Here is a 17,086-nt window from a genome sequence, read left to right as displayed (position 1 = left end):
CGCTTCCTTTGCATCCCACCGGGTGGCAGTCGGTCTGGATCGCAACATCTAAACGGAACTGAGACCAACCGACGAGTGCAGTCCCATGGGGTAGTGGCCAATCCTGCGAGCTTCTGGGGCTCGCGACCCAGGTTCGAATCCTGGTGGGACTATTCTGTTCGAACGAAGTGAGGACGAATAGTCGAGGGATTCGAGCCCTACCAGTCGCGCGCAGCGAACGAACGTGAGCGAGCACGTCTGGTTCCGGTTCGAATCCTGGTGGGACTACGTTCGGAATTCCTTTTGTTCGTCCATTCCTACCATCCCTCTCTCAACGCGGTCGAGCATCGCCGCGATGGTCGCCGCGTCGGGTTCGGGCAGGTCGAGACGCTCCCGTTCGACCGCGACAGTATCACAGACCAGTGCGACGCTGCGACGGTAGAACGGCGCCTCGGCGGCTGCGTCTTCGACGAGGCGTCGGAACGCCGGAAGCCAGTCGAGGTGGTCGCGCACGAACGTTTCGTACGCATCCCGGTCGCTGCCGTCGACGAGCAACGAAGCGTACTCGAGCAGCAGCGCCAGGTGGTCGGGCTGATACGCAGCCGGAGGTGAACTCCCCAGTGCTGCGTACTTCTCGCGCATGTCGTCGGCTGGCGGTCCGCCGAGCAATCCATCACTTCCAGCGCCCCCGTGCCATTCCTTGTATGGCGATTCGATCGGCGGTGCGTAAGGCGTCTCGAAGGCCTCGAACAGGGCGATGTACTGGTTGTCCAGCACCGCTCGGCTGTCCGGCAGTTGCTCGGCAGTCGGCACCGTCTCCACATCGAGCCCGAGGCCCGACGTCAACTGCTCGCGTTCGGCGTCGAAACGACCCGCTGTGATGTCCTCGTAGAACGTCTCGTCTGGGTGTTTCAGACACTCCGATAACAGCGAGTAGCACCGTGCCAACTCCGTCTTGTCGTGTGTGTTGTGGTTCATAGGTGTCCACCGTACGGACGGTCAGGCAAGTCTTGGCCGGCTGTAACGGGAGTAGAGCCCGTAGCCGAGTGCGACGAGGCTGCCGATACAGACCAGCGCAGCGAGGTTTAGACCGATCGAGTACACGAGCCCGAGTGTCCCCCCCGGGAGCGCATGCGGTGCGATGTGCTGACTGAGGCTCGGTCCGGTCGGCAGCGGCGAGAAGACGTACTGCAGGATGACCCCTGTCCAGATGACGAAGAACAGCATCACAGTAACGACCATCCCCGTCGTCAGGACCGTGGTGTGCGTCTCTTCCTCACAGGGGACGGTCGCCGTGCCGGTCTCTTCTCTGGCCCATCCGCGCCATTCCTGGCACGCGCGGCCGAGCCCGACAGTCCCGTCGAACATCGAGCGGTCGATCGGGAACTCCTTGACGTGGGTCATGAACAGGTGGAATGCCACTCCCATCAACATCGTCACGGCGACGATCGCGTGGATGTCCCGGACGATCAACATCGGTAGATTCGGCGAGGTCGACGCGAGTACGCCGATGTACCACATCAACAGTCCGGTGACGATCATCACGCCGACCTCGAAGGCGATGATCCAGATTTCGGCCTTCTGCAAGAAGGTGTATTTTCCCGACTCCGCTTCCTCGCCGAACCCTGAGAGCCACTTCATCTGCTGGATGGCCTCTCGGACGTCGCCGAGGCCGAACATGACATGACGCAGTGTCGTGTTGCCGGTCGCCACCCCGAGCGCCATGAAGGCCGTATAGTACAGCATGATGGCGATCAATCCGACCCCCGCAACCATGTGGGCCATGACGACGTTCGAGTGGCCGATCGTTTCGATGAGCCAGCCGAGCGGCTCGTAGAACGTCATCGGAAGCCCGGTCAACCACAGCAGGAAGATACTCACCGCCAGCAGGGCGTGGACGTAGACCTGGACGCCGTTGAAACGCTTGAGGACGGCCGAACCGGTGCCGGTGTCGGTCGCCTGTGCAGTCATTGTTCCCCTCCTTCGATCACGTATCGACGCCAGTGGCCGACCAACTGTCCGGCGATGATGACGAACACGACGGAGATGTACAGTCCGATGGCGGCCCGCACAAGTAGCCAGATGGAATTGAATTGATGGTAGGAGACTTCTCGGGTCAGGTGGCCGACAGCGATGGGTTCCCAACTGTTGATCATAGTTGGAATCCGGTCGAACGCCACTAGCAGTGCGGCTGTCCCCACGACCGCAACGACCGCAGCGGCGACGGCTCGCCACCATCCGTTCTGTGCGACCCAGGACTGTTTTGTCTCGCTGTGTGACATGGCGTTCAATCACCGACGATCTCGGGATCCGTCTCTCCGGTTCCGGTCGTCGGCTCGACGATCATCTGCCGGCTACTCTGAGCGAACTCGCGGGCGGCCTCCTTCGAAGCGATCTCCATCATCTCGGAGACGGGGCCGGCGTGGAGCGCATCGGTGACGCAGTTGTCGACGCAACCGGGTGTGGCACCGCCTTCCTCGGGCCGCTTCCGGGAAGGCTTGCCGGCACCGTTGCCCTCGCCTTCGCCCAAACAGAGGTGGCACTTCGACATCCTACTCTCCTCGTCGTACGTCGGGGCGCCGTACGGACAGGCCCACCCGCAGTAGTGACAGCCGATACAGACGTCCTGGTCGACCGTGACGATGCCGTCAGAGTCTCGCTTGTTCAGCGCGCTCGTCGGGCAAACTCTCTCACAGGGCGCGTTCCCGCAGTGGAAACACGACATCGACACGGCCGTCTCCTCGTAGTCGGGAAACTCCCCGATGCCCACGTGTCTGAGCGTTCGCCACCGATCGTCATCGGTGTCTCGATCGTTCCGGACGTCACACGCGACCGCACAGGCGTGACAGCCGATACACTTGTTGGGGTCGAAATAGAAGGTCCACTCGTCACTCATCAGTCACCACCTCCGATCTTTTCGACCTCGACAGGGTGATTTCGCGCAGTCATTCCCGTCACCGGTTCGACGTGGCGTTCGCGGTTGAGTATCATGCTGTTGCCTCCTGCGTCGTCGGGATGGGACGTCCCCTTCCCGAAGCTGTTGACGGTGGCGACCCAGCCGGGGCGGGCTCCCTCGTAGACGTGGGCCATCAGTTCGATCGAATCGTCGGCCGATTCGACGCGGACCATGTCGCCCGACTGGATACCTCGCCGACCGGCGTCTTTCGGGTTGATGTGCAGGAAGTTGCCATCGTAACCCTGGTTCGCCAGACCGTACCGCTCCTGGTAGGCCGAGACTGACCGCTCGATGGCCTGGTCGTGTCCGCGGTTGAGTTGCTCGACGAACACGTCAGTGAACAGAAGCGGGTACTCCTCGTCGGTCGTCTCACCGTACTGTCCGTCGTCCGGCGGCTGCCACTCCGGCGCCGTGCTCGCGTCCATCTCTGCGGCGAGCTCGGCGTACTCGTCTTTGATGTCGAGGTCGAAGTTGAACAGTCCGTTCTCGGTCTCGAACCCGCCGTCTTTCCACTGTTCGTACCCGACCTCGGTGACGATCGAGTAGCTCTGGTCTGCGAGTTCCTCGAAGGACATGTCGATGGCCTCGAGTTGCTCGTCCCAATACTCGTCACCATTCTCCCAGGGGAAGTACTCGCCCCACCCCAGTTCTTCGGCGAGGAGCTTGTAGAGCTGGTAGTCGGGTTTACAGTCGCCGACCGGTTCGATCGCAGGTCTGGACGCAGTGACCCAGCCGCTCGTGCTGTAGGAACTGTCCCCGCCGGTCGAGAGGAACGGCTGTTCGATCTGTGAGGCACCCGGGAAGACCACGTCGGCCCGCTTGCTGACCCCGTCCCAGAAGGCGTCGACGTCGATCACGAGCTCCATTTCCTCCAGAGCGTTCAGCCACTCTCGGGTGTTACCGCTTTTCGGTGGTGACGACCAGTTGGTGACCAGCCCCTTGATGTCGCCCCGCTCGACCGTCCTGGGGACGAGGTTGTGAGAGACGTCGCGAATCCCGTGTTTCTGGAACGGATAGTCGTCGTAGTCCGGCGACGGCTTGTCCTCGTGGTTCGCGGGCACGTCGATTCCCCGCCTCTCGTGGGGATCGTCCAGGCTGAAGCCCGACGACCACTGACGCGTACCGCCGGGACGGTCGATGTTGCCGACCAGCCCGTTCAGTGCGTGGACGTTCTGGCAGTTCTTGAACCCGTTGGCCTGGTACGCCAGTCCCGTCCACGGGAACGCGACGGCACTGGGGGCGGCTTTGGCGAAGCCGATCGCGAGTTTGCGGATCTCGTCGGCATCGATCCCGGTGATCTCTGCGGCCCACTCGGGGGTCTTGTCGGCGACAGCCTCCTTGTAAGCGTCGAACCCGTGAGTCCATTCCTTGACGAACTCCTCGTCGTGGAGGCCCTCTTCGATGATGACGTGCCCCATCGCCAGCGCCAGCGCACCGTCGGTCCGGGGCTCGATCGGGATCCACTTGTCGGCCTTCTGGGCAGTCTTGGTGTACCGCGGGTCGATCGCGACGACCGTGGCGTCGTTGTTCTGTTTGGCGTCTATGACGCCCTTGGGTTCCCACTGCCCGCGGAAGCACTCCATCATATTACGGCCCCAGGCGATGATGTACTCGGAGTTCTGCCAGTCGGGCCACTCCCGACCGTAGCCCGACATCCACTCCCAGGAGGTCGAGAACGGACCGTGACAGGTCGTCTTTCGGCCCACCTTCAGCGGCGCGCCGTAGAGATTCTTGAACAGCAGGTCGTGCCAGGGGTGCTTGGCGACCGGATACCCCTGATAGCGAAGCAGTTTCTCCGGGCCATGTTCCTCCGCGAACGCCTCGAGTTTGTCGGCGGCATACTCGATCGCCTCGTCCCAGGAAGCCGCCCGGAGTTCACCGTCTTCGCGGATGTGGGGCTGAGTGATTCTGTTCGGATTGTAGGTCTTCTCTAGCTGGGCCATCCCTTTCGAGCACAGTGTGCCTTCCCGATCGGGTCCTGCACTGGCTTTCGGATGCCCGTCCACGCCCGTGAGATCGAACGCCCGCCCGTTTTCGACGGTGATCTCCTGACCACACGAAGCCCGACAGATCCAGCAGTTTCCATGAATGACGCTCCGTTCGCTCTGCGATACCACGTCATTTGTCTCCTCGGCTTGCCCGACACAGCCGGCCGCTGCGCCGACCGCGGCCGCTGCACTCCCTTCGAGAAACGTTCGACGGGAGACGGTCGCGTTCTCGCTACTCATCGATATCCACCCCCTCCCAACCGGTCTCGCGTTGGGGCTCCCCGACCCCGGGGCTTCCCGCCTCGTGAGTCCTCTCGTAAAACGCACCCCGACCTGGTTCGCCGAAAGCGACTGCGTGGGTGTCTTTACCCACCTTTCGCCCGGGTTCTTGGTCGTGTTTTACGCCCTGGGATCGAACCCGCCGAACGGTTCGCCCCGATTTTCCCGCAGTAGGTACGACCATTACAGTGAAAAATTTTCGTCGTCCCGGTTTCGGGATTGTGCTTCAAACGTTAAACTTTTAATAAGGAATCTCGATTTCAGTTCGAGTGAAGCGAGGTGTGACCCCGGCCGTTGTTCTCGGCCGATCGGCTCACACACTCCCTGATCCGGGTGCTCGACGAGCGACGGGGAGAGCACGTCTGGTTCCGGTTCGAATCCTGGTGGGACTATCCTGCTGCGAACGAACGTGAGCAGCGGATAGTCTGGAATGATTCGAGCCCTACCGGTCGCGCGCAGCGAACGAACGTGAGCGAGCACGTCTGGTTCCGGTTCGAATCCTGGTGGGACTATCCTGCTGCGAACGAACGTGAGCAGCGGATAGTCTGGAATGATTCGAGCCCTACCAGTCGCGCGCAGCGAACGAACGTGAGCGAGCACGTCTGGTTCCGGTTCGAATCCTGGTGGGACCGTTCTGTTCGAACGACGTGAGAACGAATAGTCGAGGGAACCTGAACAGCACGGGGCATCTCGGTCTTCCCACAGTATATGGAGTGTGAGTCCGTACCATGTGCATGGTCGAAACGATCACACCGGCGCGCCTCCGGGACTGGATCGACGAGGGACGGTCGTTTGCCCTGCTGGACACCCGCCCGGACGACAGCTACGACGCCTGGCACATCCGGGACGCGATCCAGTACACGTACAAGCCGGACTTCGAGTTCGACCCCGCGGAGTTCCGGGCCCACACGGGACTCTCACCGGACGACGAGATCGTCACCATCTGTGCGAAAGGCGTATCGTCGTTCGACATCGCAAAGCGACTCGAGGACAGCGGCTACGGGGAGGTGACCGTCGTCGAGGGAGGGATGCAGGGATGGAGCGAGGTGTACGACGTCGTGGACGTGCCGACCGACGGCGACGTCGAGATCGTCCAGTTCCAGCGCCGGGCGAAAGGCTGTCTGGGCTATCTGATCGCCGATCCGGCTGCCGAGGTCGCCGCGGTCGTCGACGCGACGCGGCACGTCGAGAAATTCGCCGCCCTCGCGAGCGATCGCGGGTACACGATCGAGGCCGTCCTCGACACCCACGTCCACGCGGATCACCTCTCCGGGGGACGGGAACTCGCCGATCACGTCGGCGCGACGTACTACCTCGGCGCCGACGCCAGCGACCGGGGCGTCACCGTCGACTACCGACCGCTGGAGCGCAACGAGGTCGTGCGCGTCGGTGACGTATCCGTGAAGGCGATCCAGACGCCGGGACACACCTCCGAGGCCGTGAGCTATCTCGTCGACGCCGAGGCCGTAGTGACCGGCGATACCCTCTTCGTCGATTCGGTTGGCCGGACCGAACTACAGTTCGGCGAGGGCGACGCCGCCGAAGGGGCGAAGCTCCTGTACGATTCCCTCCACTGGACACTCCTGGCAGAACCGGATTCGATCACGGTGCTTCCGGGTCACTTCGCCATCGACGCCGACGGGACGACCGCGGTGACGCCCGGCGAGCCGGTGGCGGCGACGATCGGCGCGGTCCGGACCGGCGTCGACCTCCTGGCGGTCGACAGGGAAACGTTCGTGAGCCGGGTGACCGAGTCGGTCCCCGAGAAGCCGCCGAACTACGAGACGATCATCGACGTCAACGCGAGTCGGGAACCACCGGGTGACGAACAGCGGACGGTCGAACTGGAACTCGGCCCGAACAACTGCGCGGCGACCGGCGACTGACGGGCGAGGTCGGGGGTTTCGACGACAGTCACGGGCCAGCGACCCCGGCCGAGCCGGTCAGGTCGGCGAGGTCAGGGTGTCCGACGAGAGTCGGATCCACGGCTCCGACACCGCCGTCACGGATCCGGTCGCGCACGTCCTGCCATTCCTCGTGTCGTCGGGCCACGAGCACCGGCACCCGATCGATCCCGAGCACCCGGGCGATCGCCAGCCGGTGTTGCCCGTTGCGCCGCCAGCAGAGCCTCCCGTCGCGGCCGACGTCGACGGTGATCTCCCCCAGCGTCGGAACCGGCGGCGGTCCCGGGCCGCCATCGCCGCGGGCTGTGAGTTCGGCCTGGGTGCGGTAGCCGTCGGCTCGCATTGCTTCGTACAGCGCTTCTATCTCCCTGGACCGCCGTTCGAACGCCTCTTCGACGTGGCCCCAGGCGTCGCCGAATCGCTCGACCTGATCGCGAACGTGATCCGAAAGCGGCGTTTCCTCCCACGGCTTCCCCTCCCGGAAGCGCAACTCGATCGCCCGCGGGACCGGCCGATCGGCGAACCGGTCGTCGACCAGATCCCAGTCGCCCCCCTCGACGCGACCGATCGGTGGGCGTTCCGGCGCCGGCGGCAGTGCGTCCGCCAGCGGTCGGGCCGGATCGATCCACCGCAGTGCAAGCGGATCGGCGTCGGTCCGCCTGCCGGGACGGAACCCGGCGGACGCGACCGCGGCGTACCCCACGAGCGCTGCGTCCCAGGCGGGCGTCCGGACGAGACGACCCGCGAGGGGCCACACCATCCGCCGTTTGAACGAGGCCCGGAGCCGTGCGGTCCAGCTGTGGGTTCCGGCCACGGTTCGATCGCTCACTGTGGGACGTCCCGCTCGCGACGGTAGAGGATGACCAGCGTACCGATCAACAGCAACTGCACCAGCTTGTCGAACACGCCGATCCCGGGTTCGAACAGGTCAGCAACCACGATGTCGTTGGCGATCCACCACAGCGGGATCTGGATTCCGGTGTACGGGATGCCGACCAGATACAGCAGGCGCCGACGGACGCCAACGAGCAGCAGACCGATGGCGCCGAAAAACCCCAGGCCGGCCGCCAGGAAGCTCCACCCCATCGGGCTGTCGATGAACTCGACGCCCAACCAGAGGTGAATGACGCCCGTCACCGCCGCGCAACCGACGCCGAACCAGTGAAGGCCGGTCAGCGAATCGAAATCGAGCTCGAACTGGACCATGGTCCATGATAGCATCCCGGGATCATAAACGCGACCGTCGAAACGACAGGACTGACGGAACCTCACAGTTCAGCCAGTGCGTCCGCGACGAGCGTTCGGATCTCGGATCGGAACCGGTCGGGCCCGAATCGATCCGTCGGCATCCCGGGACGATCTCCCGATTCGATCGACGCCGAGAGGAGATCGACGGCCTCTTCGAGCGATTCGAAGAGCCTGTCGGATCGGCCATCGAGCACCTCCCGCTGCCCGCCGGCGTCGGGGGCGAACGCGATCATCCCCGCCGCGCGGAACTCCGCGACGCCGATTCCGAACGACTCGTCCGGACGGACGTTCAGCCCGTATCGGTGGGACCGCAGCAGCGCCTCGAGCCGATCCCGCGGGACGTCCGTCTCGAGGTGGACGTACGGCCGTCCTCGTGCCGCCCGACGAACCCGGTCGACGTACGGCCGGTACGCCCGCGGAGCGGTGCCGACCACGTGGAGGTGGAGGTCGTGACCCCGGTCGCGAACGCGGTCGACGACGTCGATCGCCTCGAACGTCCGTCGATCGGGTGCGATCCGTCCGACGACCACCGCTCCGAGCTCCCGCTCCTCCCAGGGCCGTGGCCCCGGGATCGGCCGGACGGGCGGGTAGACGACGGCGGCCGACCGGCCGTAGATCGCCTCGACAGCGTCTGCGGTCCACTCGGAGTTGGCCACGAACGTCGCGTCATCGGGGAGTTCCCCGGGCGTCGGCGCACTTAGTCGGGCCCACAGCCAGTCGAACCGACCTGGGTCGGCGTCGAACCGGTCCGGGAGACGGCCGAGGGAAAACTGCGGGAAGTGGACGTACTGCACCGAGGGGAGTGGAAGCGAGAGCTCGTTGGTGGTGCTCACCGCGAGGTCGTAGCCGTCGGCGTGACGTCGGAAGAACCGCGAGACGAGAGCGCTCCTGGCGGCCATCTGGGGACCGATCTGTGGAGTGAGCGTTCCCAGCGTCCGGGCGATCCGATCGGCCATGGGGGGCTCACAGACCGGAACGTCGACGTCGAGTCCGAACCGCGGCGCCAGTTCGTCGGGGTCGGTTTCCGCGATTGTGAACAGATCGACGTCGTGGCTCCCCCGGTGGCCGGCGTCGAGCGCGTCACAGACCGACAGCGCGACGACGTCGGCGCCGCCCCGGAAATCCAGCGTGTTGTGGACGACCGCCACCCTCGCCATGGTCCAACGGGGGGCGGAACTGCAATCAAGCTCACGGACCGTTCTCGTCTCGGGACCAACCCAGCCGCCCCCTGACCCGAACGTTGATGAGAAGCGCCACACAGTTGGGGACGATGGACCACGCCGAGCCCAGATACCTCGAGGCGAAGCGATCCGTCGACCGGCGGGCGCTCTCGAGGCGGGTGCGCGCGGCACTACTGGCGGGGCTCCCCCGAGCGCCGCGGGTGCTCGAGGCGGGTTGCGGAACAGGGGTGACCGTCCCCCGACTGCTGTCGTGGGGCGTCCGGGCGTTCGACTACCTCGGCGTCGATCGCGACCCCCGAGTGATCGCGTTCGCACGCGACGCTCGTCCGAAGGAGCTCCGCTATCGGGGATACGAGGCGGTCGACACCCAACGCGGCGGACGGATCGAGGCCTCCCGGGAGAGTCGCCCGGTCGAGGTACAGTTCGCCTTCGAGACAGGTGACGCGCTCGAACTGCTCTCGCAACGAGCGAACGAACGCGGCGGGGAGGAACGGACATCGGGCGAACGCGGCGGGGAGGAACGGATATCGGGCGAACGCGGCGCGGAGGAACGGATATCGGGCGAACGCGGCGCGGACCTCGTCGTCGCGGGGGCGTTCCTCGACGTGGCACCGCTGGAGCCGACGATCGAGGCGATCGAGTCTGCGCTCGCGCCCGGCGGCCTGGCGTACCTGCCGATCACGTTCGACGGCGGGACGCTGTTCGCTCCCGACCACCCGCTCGACGACGCCGTCGAGCGAGCCTATCACGACGCAATCGACGCCGTCGACGGGCGGAACAGCCGTGCGGGACGGGCCGCGCTCTCGCGTCTGGCCGACCGTGACGGCACGCTCCTCGCGGCGAACGCTTCCGACTGGATCGTCCGGCCCCGGGACGGAGCGACTGGCGGGTATCCCCTGGACGAGCGCTGGTTCGTCTCTCGGATCCTCTCGTTCGTCGACGGTGCGGTCGATCCGGCGGCCTCGACGGTTCCGGAACTGGACCGGGACGGATTCGACGACTGGCTTGAGACGCGCCGGCGACAACTCGCGACGGCGGAGCTTGCCTACGTCGCCCACCAGTACGATCTGCTCTATCGGGCGCCGTCGTGAGACGGATTCGGGGGAGATGCCGTCACTGCACCGGCGTCGCCGCGGAACAGGTGGCCTCGATCGGTTGTCCTCGCAGTCAGGCGTCGGCCTCCTCGGTCCCCTCGTTCGTGAAGCTATCGTCGTCGACGACGCCCTCGGACGCGCCCGCCTCCAGCACCTCGCGGTACCGGTTCCGGATCGTGACCTCGCTCACGTTCGCGACGTCGGACACATCGTACTGGGTCACCTCCTCGTCGGTCAGCGTTGCGGCGGCATACAGGGCACTCGCGGCGATTCCGACCGGATGTTTGCCGCTGTGGACCCCTCGTTCGGTCGCGGCGTCGATGAGCTCCCGCGCGCGGCGTTCGGTCTCGTCGGTGCAGCCGAGGTCGGAGGCGAACCGACCGAGATACTCCGCGGGATGGGTCGGGGGGACCTCGAGTTCGAGTTCGCGGGAGAGATACCGGTAGGTCCGTTTCACCTCCATCCCATCGACCCGACTGACCGCTGTCACCTCCTCGATCGACCGAGCGACCCCGTCCAGCCGGGCAGCCGCGTACAGCGCAGCGGTAGCCATCCCCTCGATCGACCGACCCGGAAGTAGATCGTCGTTCAGTGCCCGACGATAGATCGCGCCGGTGGTCTCTCGAACCGGATCGGGCACGCCGAGTGCGGAAGCCATCCGGTCGATTTCGCCGAGCGCGTGTTTGAGGTTCCGTTCGTGCGCGTCCTTGGTCCGGAACCGCTCGTCCCACAGCCTGAGCCGCGCGAGCTGCCGTCGCTTTCGGGAATCCAGTGTCCGTCCGTGAGCGTCCCGGTCGTCCCACCCGATGGTCGTCGACAGCCCCCGGTCGTGGAGCAGCTCCGTCGACGGCGCGCCGACTCGGGATTTCTTTTCCCGTTCGGCGGCGTCGTACGCCCGCCACTCGGGACCCGAATCCAGCGCCGCCTCCCTGGTAACCAGCCCGCAGTCGTCACAGACCGTCTCCCCGTCGTCCTCGCGGACGACGAGCGGTCCGGCGCACTCCGGGCAGTTCTCCTGCTCCCGGGTGCCGTGCTCACGCGGTCGCTCTTTCGTCGACTCTCTGATCGACCCCGACTTCGTCACCCGTCTTCACCTCCCGATCGGTGGACAGTCGGTGGATCGCTGGCGAGTCGCTCCCGTATCCTCGCCCGTTCACTCGTAGTCGCGACACATTCCGTCGCAATCGTCTGTTTCGTCCGTGTCGTCCCGTCCGCGCGTTCGATCGTCATGACCGTAGATAACACACCCAATGATGTAAAGTTTATTAGTTCCAAATAACAGTTAATGAAACCAAAAGTAATTATCCTCAGTTGCGAACGGTAGACGATCGGGGCCGGCCCACGCGGGGACGTTTAACACCTCGGGTGCCGATAGCCGAGTCATGTCATCGACCGATCGGACCACGGAGCGGGAACTCGACGCCAACCTCTTTATCACCGTTTCGGGGCCGCCGGGGTGTGGGGCGACCACCCTGTGTGAGGGATTGTCGGCGGCGCTGGACTGCGGGTGGGTCTCCGGCGGCGAGGTGTTCCGGGAGATCGCAACCGAGCGGGACCTGAGCCTCTCGCAGCTGACCGCCAGGGCGAGCGAGTCGGACGAACTCGACCGGGCGATCGATCGTCGGCTCCGGACGATCGCCGAGAAGTGGGGGTCGACAAACAAGGCGTTCGTGTTGGAATCGCGTCTCGCCGGCTGGCTCGCCGGCAATCGGGCGGATCTGCGGATCTGGCTGGACGCCCCCGAGGAGGTACGCCTCGAGCGCACGGAGGATCGCGAGGAGCGCGGGGCGGAGATGCAAGTCAGGGAGGTAATCGAAAGCCAGCGGTACGAGTCCTACTACGGGATCGACCTCTCGGATCGGTCGATCTACGACCTGGTCATTAACACGGCCCGCTGGAGCCCGGGGGGAACGCTGGACATCGTGTTGCGGGCCATCGAGGAGTACGACTCGCAGGTCGACGAGGGGGCGTTCCCGACGCCGGAACTGGAGATTTAACAGTTGTTGGCAATTCGATCTTCTTTATTCGGGTCGGAACCCGCAAACTAGCGTTCCACGTTCGAGTACTCCGGTTTCGTATATAAATGCTGGTCATATTGCCAACTACTGTTAAGGCGAACCAGCCCGGGTCGGGTCGCTCACTTTTCGACGTCCAGAAGCGCCACCCGTTCGAGCACGACGTCAGCCAGCCCGCCGTCGACGGCGGCGAGTTCGGCGGTGGAGACGTCGAAGAACTCCCGCACGCGCGTCTCGTCGTACTCGCCGAGCGTGTCGGCGTCGGCGAACAGTGACCCCAGCGCCGCTGCGGCCGCCGATTCGTCGCCGTCGTTCCCGACGACGACGGCGACTGCGGGGGTTTCTCCCTCCTCGATCCCCATCTCCAGGGCCCGATCGATCTGGCGGCGCCCGGCCGCATACAGGAGGATCTCGACGGCCGGATCGCGGGCGATCTCCTCACCGCGGTCGCGGGCGCGCTCGGCGAGCTCGACCGCCCGTTCCAGCTGCTCCCGGGAGACGACGTACCGGGCGTCGAACACCTGGACGATCGCGCCGGTCTCTGCGGTGATCCGGTCGACCGCCGCCAGGAACTCCTCGAGGTCGTCTACGTGGGCGACTCCCTCCACGAGTTTCATTTCACCACCTCCGAACGCGCCGTCATCCGAAATCACCCAGGTTCGACTGGCTCTCGTCGGCCGTGCCTCCCCGCTCGCGACTGCGTCCGCCGTCGCTATCGTCGCCCTCGCCGGCGACCGCGGCCGTCGCCTCGGTGCCCTCGCGCACGCCGTCCATCGATGGGTCCTCCCGGCCGACGTTTTTGAGGATCCGTTCGGCCGTCCGTGGACGCCCCCGCAGCGCCGCCAGCACGACGCTTTTGTCCGCCTCCCGGAGCTCCGTCCGGGTCTCGATTCCGGCCTCGAACAGCCGGCGAGCGCGCTTGCGCCCGACGCCCCGAACGCCCGCCAGATCCAGCAGTTCCTCCCGGACGCCGTACTCGACGCGCTTCCGGGCCTCCCGGACCGGGACGGCGTCGACACCCACCTCGCCGGCCAGCCGTTCTGCCGCCCGCAACAGCCACTCGGCGGTCTCGACTTTCCCGCGGATGTCGCCCGGGCCGACGCCGTACCGCTCCGTGATCCGGTCCTCGTCGACCTCGCTCGCCCAGTCTTCGAGCAGTTTCGCGGTCTTCAGCGCGGCGAGCCAGTCTTCGAACCGAACGTCCTCGAACTCCGAGGGCATCGCCCCGAGGAACTCTCCCTCCCGCTCGTAGGCGAGTTCGGTGTACTGCTCCCGATCGCCGGATTTCAGATACAGTTCGTACATGTCCGGGGTCCGGCTCACAAGGTGGTACAGACCGAGCGCGGTGGGTGGGTCCTCGGTTTCACTCTCCCGGTCTCGCAGTCCGTCGACGATCTCGGCTGCCGACATCGGATCCAGATAGAGCCGGGAGACGGTGTGGCCCAGACTCGTCGCTGTGAGCGTGTCGCCGCCCCCGTCGGTGGCGTCCCGTTCGAGGAACCCGTTCGCCTCGAGGTAGTCGATCACGGTGTCGGTGACGTCCTCGAGCCGTCCGGGATCGGCTGTCTGGGTGGCGTACAGTGTTCGATCGAGGAACGACAGTAGTTCGCTCCGGGAGGCCGCGAAGCCGGAGGCGATCGTCGAGAGGACGTGGGTGCGGAGGGCGGGTTCGGCTGCGAGCTTCGACCGGACGGGCTCGGGGTCGGCCCAGACGTACCGTTCGAACAGTTCGTCCATCGTCTCGGCGTCCGAGGCGAGCAGCACCGCCTCGCCGTACGGATCCAGTCCCGGCCGTCCGGCCCGGCCGCACATCTGGTGGATCTCCAGGGCGTCGAGCGGTTGCATCCCGCCGAACTCGCCGTCGTAGCGCCGCCAGTCCCGGACGATCACCCGACGCGCGGGCGTGTTGACGCCCGCCGCGAGGGTTGGCGTCGCACAGATCACCTTTATCAGGCGCTCGCGGAACGCCGACTCGACGGCCTGGCGGTGGTCGCCGGTGAGCCCAGCGTGGTGAAACGCCGCGCCGCGGGCGACGCAGTCGGCCAGCGATTCGGCGGTGTCGGTGTCAGAGCCGTCGCGGATCTCGGCGGCGAGTTCCTCGAGGCGGTTCCGTTCGTCGGCGGTCAGCCGGGGGTCCGTGACGCCCGCGAGCCGGCGGGCGGCCGACTCGGCGTTGCGCCGGGAGTTGACGAACACGAGCAGGGAGCCGCCCTGGCCGTCGATTTCCTCATCGAGCGTGTCGGCCACGAGCGCTTCGGTCTGTCGCTGTCCCTCGCCGACGGGCACCTCGCGCTGGCTGCCGTCGTCGAAGTTGATCGCGTTGCCGTAGTGGACGCCCATCCGGAGGTCGATCGGTCGCCAGTCGGACCGGACGAGTTCCCCGTCGAGCCAGTCGGCGACGACGTCGGCGTTGCCCACGGTGGCCGACAGCGCAACGGTCTGGAGCCCGGGGTTGATCCGGCGCAGCTTCGCCAGCGTCACCTCCAGCGTCGGCCCGCGGTGACTGTCGTCGACCAGGTGAATCTCGTCGGCGACCACACAGGAGAGATCCGAGAGCCAGCGGGCGTCGTTGCGGACCAGCGAGTCGACCTTCTCACTGGTGGCGACGACGATGTCCCGGGAGGCGAGCCACTCGCCGTCGGACTCGTAGTTCCCCGTCGAGACGCCGACCGAGACGCCGAACTCCTCCCAGCGTTCGAACTCCGTTTTCTTCTCGTTTGCGAGGGCCCGCAGCGGGACGATGTAGAGGGCGGTCCCTCCGCGCTCGATCGCCGACAGCATCGCGAGCTCCGCGATCAGCGTCTTGCCCGATGCGGTCGGCACCGAGGCGACGAGGCTCTCGCCGTCGAGCAACCCCTTCTCGACGGCCTCCGCCTGTGGCGGATACAGCTCCTCGATTCCCTCCGCTGCGAGCGCCTCGGTCACGCCGTCGGGCAGCCCCGCGAGGGCGGTCGGTTCCATCACCAGGGATTGGTTGCCGATCCCGTTTAAACCGTCGGATGTCGGGTGCCGTCGTCACTCGAGTTTACTTCCGTTCATCGGTCGCCCGAGTCGTCCGGCGTCGCGAAACGCTTTCACCCCTGCCGGACGGGGATACCGCTATGCGAATTGCAATACTCGGCGGCACGGGCGATATCGGCGAAGGGCTGGCGCTCCGGTGGGGCTACCACGCGAACCACGAGCTGGTGATCGGTTCGCGGGAGGCGACCCGGGCGCAGACGAAGGCCGACGCCTACGAGACGGAGCTGGACAGCCGCGGGATCGACGTCACCATCGAGGGACGGGATAACGCCGACGCGGCGGCCGGCGCCGACGCCGTCGTGCTCGCGGTGCCGCCGTATCACGTCACCGACACCGTCGAGGCGGTGGCGTCGACGCTTTCCGACGCCGACGTGGTGATCTCTCCGGCGGCGGGGATGAAACGCGACGAGTCGGGCTTTCACGCCCATCCACCCAGTGCTGGCAGCGTCACCGAACTGGCCGCTGGGGCCGTTCCCGACGAGGTGTCGGTCGTCGGGGCGTTTCACAACCTCTCGGCCGGCCGGCTCGCAGACCTCGACGCGGAGCTGGGGATCGACACGCTGCTGGTCGGCGACGACGAGGGCGCAAAGGAGATCGCGACGCTGCTCGCGGAGGACATCGACGGGTTGCGGGCGCTGGACGCCGGCGGGCTCGCGAACGCGGCGGAGGTGGAGGCGCTCACGCCGCTTTTGATAAACGTCGCACAGCACAACGACGGGCTACACGATCTGGGCGTCCGCTTCAGGTGACACGGGGTCTGTTCGGCACCGGCCTTCCGCTCGGGCGTCACTGGATCTCGACGGAGACGTTGCCGTCGGGTGCGAGATCGACGACGCCGTCGAACAGCTCCCGGAACCGATCGACCGTCTCCTCGTCGTGGACCTCCTTCGAGAGGTGAAACAGGCCGACCGCGTCGTGTTCCCCCAGGAGATCGAGGATCTCCGCGGTCGCGTCGAGAACGCCGTCGACGTCGGCGTAGTACGCCATCTCGGTGAGCGAGTCGACCGAGACCCGCCGCTTCCCGGTCGTCGACTCGAGGAACGCCTCCACCTTTGCGACGATCCCTGCGAGGTCGTCCGGCGAGCCGACGTAGTGGACGTCGTCGCTCTTGCGTCGGGAGTAGCCCCGTTCGACGGAGAGGGTGTCGAGGATCTCGGCTTTGGTCTCGTCGACCTCGTAGTGTTCCAGCTTCTGTTCGACTTCGCGGGCGGTGGTTCGGGTGGAAACCACCAGGAATCGGTCGGTGTCGACCTTCAGAAAGCCGGTGTCGACGCGGTCGGTTTCGCCGATGCTCGGGTGCAACAACAGTAGTCCGGTTCCCCCCGGGATCGTTTCCGGCCCGTCCTCGAGTTCGAGGGCGTAATCCATACGACGTGGGTCGCTCCCCAGTAACTTAAGCGTGGACATCAGTGCAGAATGGG

The 17,086-nt window shown here is 65.9% G+C and carries 17 protein-coding genes and 1 tRNA gene; 5 read left to right on the top strand and 13 right to left on the bottom strand.

Annotated features, from left to right (window positions below; translation table 11 throughout):
• The first annotated feature begins 79 nt into the window (after positions 1–79).
• Positions 80–152 (top strand) — tRNA-Gln (locus RH858_RS11330).
• Positions 153–264: 112 nt separating this feature from the next.
• On the opposite strand, the gene RH858_RS11325 is transcribed toward RH858_RS11330, so the two are convergent.
• The 5 genes from RH858_RS11325 to RH858_RS11305 are packed head-to-tail and all read right to left on the bottom strand — an operon-like array spanning position 265 to position 5,163.
• Positions 265–957, bottom strand: coding sequence for a molecular chaperone TorD family protein (locus RH858_RS11325; RefSeq protein ID WP_310561906.1), 693 nt, complete (start codon positions 955–957; stop codon positions 265–267).
• A gap of 21 nt (positions 958–978) precedes the next feature.
• Positions 979–1,950, bottom strand: coding sequence for a cytochrome b/b6 domain-containing protein (locus RH858_RS11320; RefSeq protein ID WP_310561905.1), 972 nt, complete (start codon positions 1,948–1,950; stop codon positions 979–981).
• The gene (locus tag RH858_RS11315) at positions 1,947–2,261 is read right to left on the bottom strand and encodes a hypothetical protein (RefSeq protein ID WP_310561904.1); all 315 of its coding nucleotides are present in this window, start codon (positions 2,259–2,261) and stop codon (positions 1,947–1,949) included. Before RH858_RS11315 ends, RH858_RS11320 begins: the two co-directional genes overlap by 4 nt.
• 5 nt (positions 2,262–2,266) lie before the next feature.
• Entirely contained in the window at positions 2,267–2,875 is a 609-nt protein-coding gene (locus RH858_RS11310) for a 4Fe-4S dicluster domain-containing protein (RefSeq protein WP_310561903.1), read from the bottom strand.
• Entirely contained in the window at positions 2,875–5,163 is a 2,289-nt protein-coding gene (locus tag RH858_RS11305; protein ID WP_310561902.1) for a molybdopterin-dependent oxidoreductase, read from the bottom strand. The genes RH858_RS11310 and RH858_RS11305 overlap by 1 nt, the downstream gene beginning before the upstream one ends.
• 773 nt (positions 5,164–5,936) lie before the next feature.
• Between RH858_RS11305 and RH858_RS11300 the strand changes: the two genes are divergently transcribed.
• On the top strand, positions 5,937–7,088 hold the full coding sequence (locus RH858_RS11300) for a rhodanese-like domain-containing protein (protein WP_310561901.1): 1,152 nt from the start codon (positions 5,937–5,939) through the stop codon (positions 7,086–7,088).
• A gap of 28 nt (positions 7,089–7,116) precedes the next feature.
• Here the strand turns inward: RH858_RS11300 and RH858_RS11295 are convergent, their stop codons facing one another.
• From RH858_RS11295 to RH858_RS11285, 3 genes are all read right to left on the bottom strand, one after another.
• Entirely contained in the window at positions 7,117–7,935 is an 819-nt protein-coding gene (locus RH858_RS11295) for a hypothetical protein (RefSeq protein ID WP_259534229.1), read from the bottom strand.
• Positions 7,932–8,312 (bottom strand): hypothetical protein, encoded by a 381-nt coding sequence (locus tag RH858_RS11290; RefSeq protein WP_259534228.1) that lies wholly within the window; start codon positions 8,310–8,312, stop codon positions 7,932–7,934. Before RH858_RS11290 ends, RH858_RS11295 begins: the two co-directional genes overlap by 4 nt.
• A 62-nt stretch (positions 8,313–8,374) precedes the next feature.
• A complete protein-coding gene (locus RH858_RS11285; protein WP_259534227.1) occupies positions 8,375–9,511 on the bottom strand; it encodes a glycosyltransferase in 1,137 nt (378 codons plus the stop codon).
• 113 nt (positions 9,512–9,624) lie between these two features.
• Between RH858_RS11285 and RH858_RS11280 the strand changes: the two genes are divergently transcribed.
• Positions 9,625–10,626, top strand: a complete 1,002-nt coding sequence (locus RH858_RS11280) for a class I SAM-dependent methyltransferase (protein WP_310561900.1) — start codon at positions 9,625–9,627, stop codon at positions 10,624–10,626.
• A gap of 76 nt (positions 10,627–10,702) precedes the next feature.
• Here RH858_RS11280 and RH858_RS11275 read toward each other — a convergent pair whose 3' ends face one another.
• On the bottom strand, positions 10,703–11,695 hold the full coding sequence (locus RH858_RS11275; protein WP_259536466.1) for a TFIIB-type zinc ribbon-containing protein: 993 nt from the start codon (positions 11,693–11,695) through the stop codon (positions 10,703–10,705).
• Positions 11,696–11,709: 14 nt separating this feature from the next.
• On the bottom strand, positions 11,710–11,859 hold the full coding sequence (locus RH858_RS11270) for a hypothetical protein (RefSeq protein ID WP_259534225.1): 150 nt from the start codon (positions 11,857–11,859) through the stop codon (positions 11,710–11,712).
• A gap of 152 nt (positions 11,860–12,011) precedes the next feature.
• Between RH858_RS11270 and cmk the strand changes: the two genes are divergently transcribed.
• Positions 12,012–12,626 (top strand): (d)CMP kinase, encoded by a 615-nt coding sequence (cmk, locus tag RH858_RS11265; protein ID WP_259534224.1) that lies wholly within the window; start codon positions 12,012–12,014, stop codon positions 12,624–12,626.
• A 140-nt stretch (positions 12,627–12,766) separates the two neighbouring features.
• Here the strand turns inward: cmk and cgi121 are convergent, their stop codons facing one another.
• Both cgi121 and RH858_RS11255 read right to left on the bottom strand, forming a co-directional pair.
• Positions 12,767–13,261, bottom strand: coding sequence for a KEOPS complex subunit Cgi121 (gene cgi121, locus RH858_RS11260; protein ID WP_259534223.1), 495 nt, complete (start codon positions 13,259–13,261; stop codon positions 12,767–12,769).
• 22 nt (positions 13,262–13,283) lie between these two features.
• The gene (locus tag RH858_RS11255) at positions 13,284–15,605 is read right to left on the bottom strand and encodes an ATP-dependent DNA helicase (protein ID WP_310561899.1); all 2,322 of its coding nucleotides are present in this window, start codon (positions 15,603–15,605) and stop codon (positions 13,284–13,286) included.
• Positions 15,606–15,745: 140 nt separating this feature from the next.
• Here RH858_RS11255 and npdG point away from each other — a divergent pair, with 140 nt between their 5' ends.
• Positions 15,746–16,414, top strand: a complete 669-nt coding sequence (npdG, locus tag RH858_RS11250) for an NADPH-dependent F420 reductase (protein ID WP_310561898.1) — start codon at positions 15,746–15,748, stop codon at positions 16,412–16,414.
• Between the two features lie 37 nt (positions 16,415–16,451).
• On the opposite strand, the gene RH858_RS11245 is transcribed toward npdG, so the two are convergent.
• Positions 16,452–17,033 carry a hypothetical protein gene (locus RH858_RS11245; RefSeq protein ID WP_259534220.1) on the bottom strand — a complete coding sequence of 194 codons (582 nt, stop codon included), beginning with the start codon at positions 17,031–17,033 and terminating at the stop codon, positions 16,452–16,454.
• Positions 17,034–17,086 lie beyond the last annotated feature (53 nt).

Source organism: Halalkaliarchaeum sp. AArc-GB (genome assembly GCF_031432225.1).
In the GTDB taxonomy this organism is placed as follows: Archaea; Halobacteriota; Halobacteria; order Halobacteriales; family Haloferacaceae; genus Halalkaliarchaeum.
Note: the sequence above shows the minus strand (reverse complement) of the source record. Positions and strands in the feature narration are given on the sequence as shown.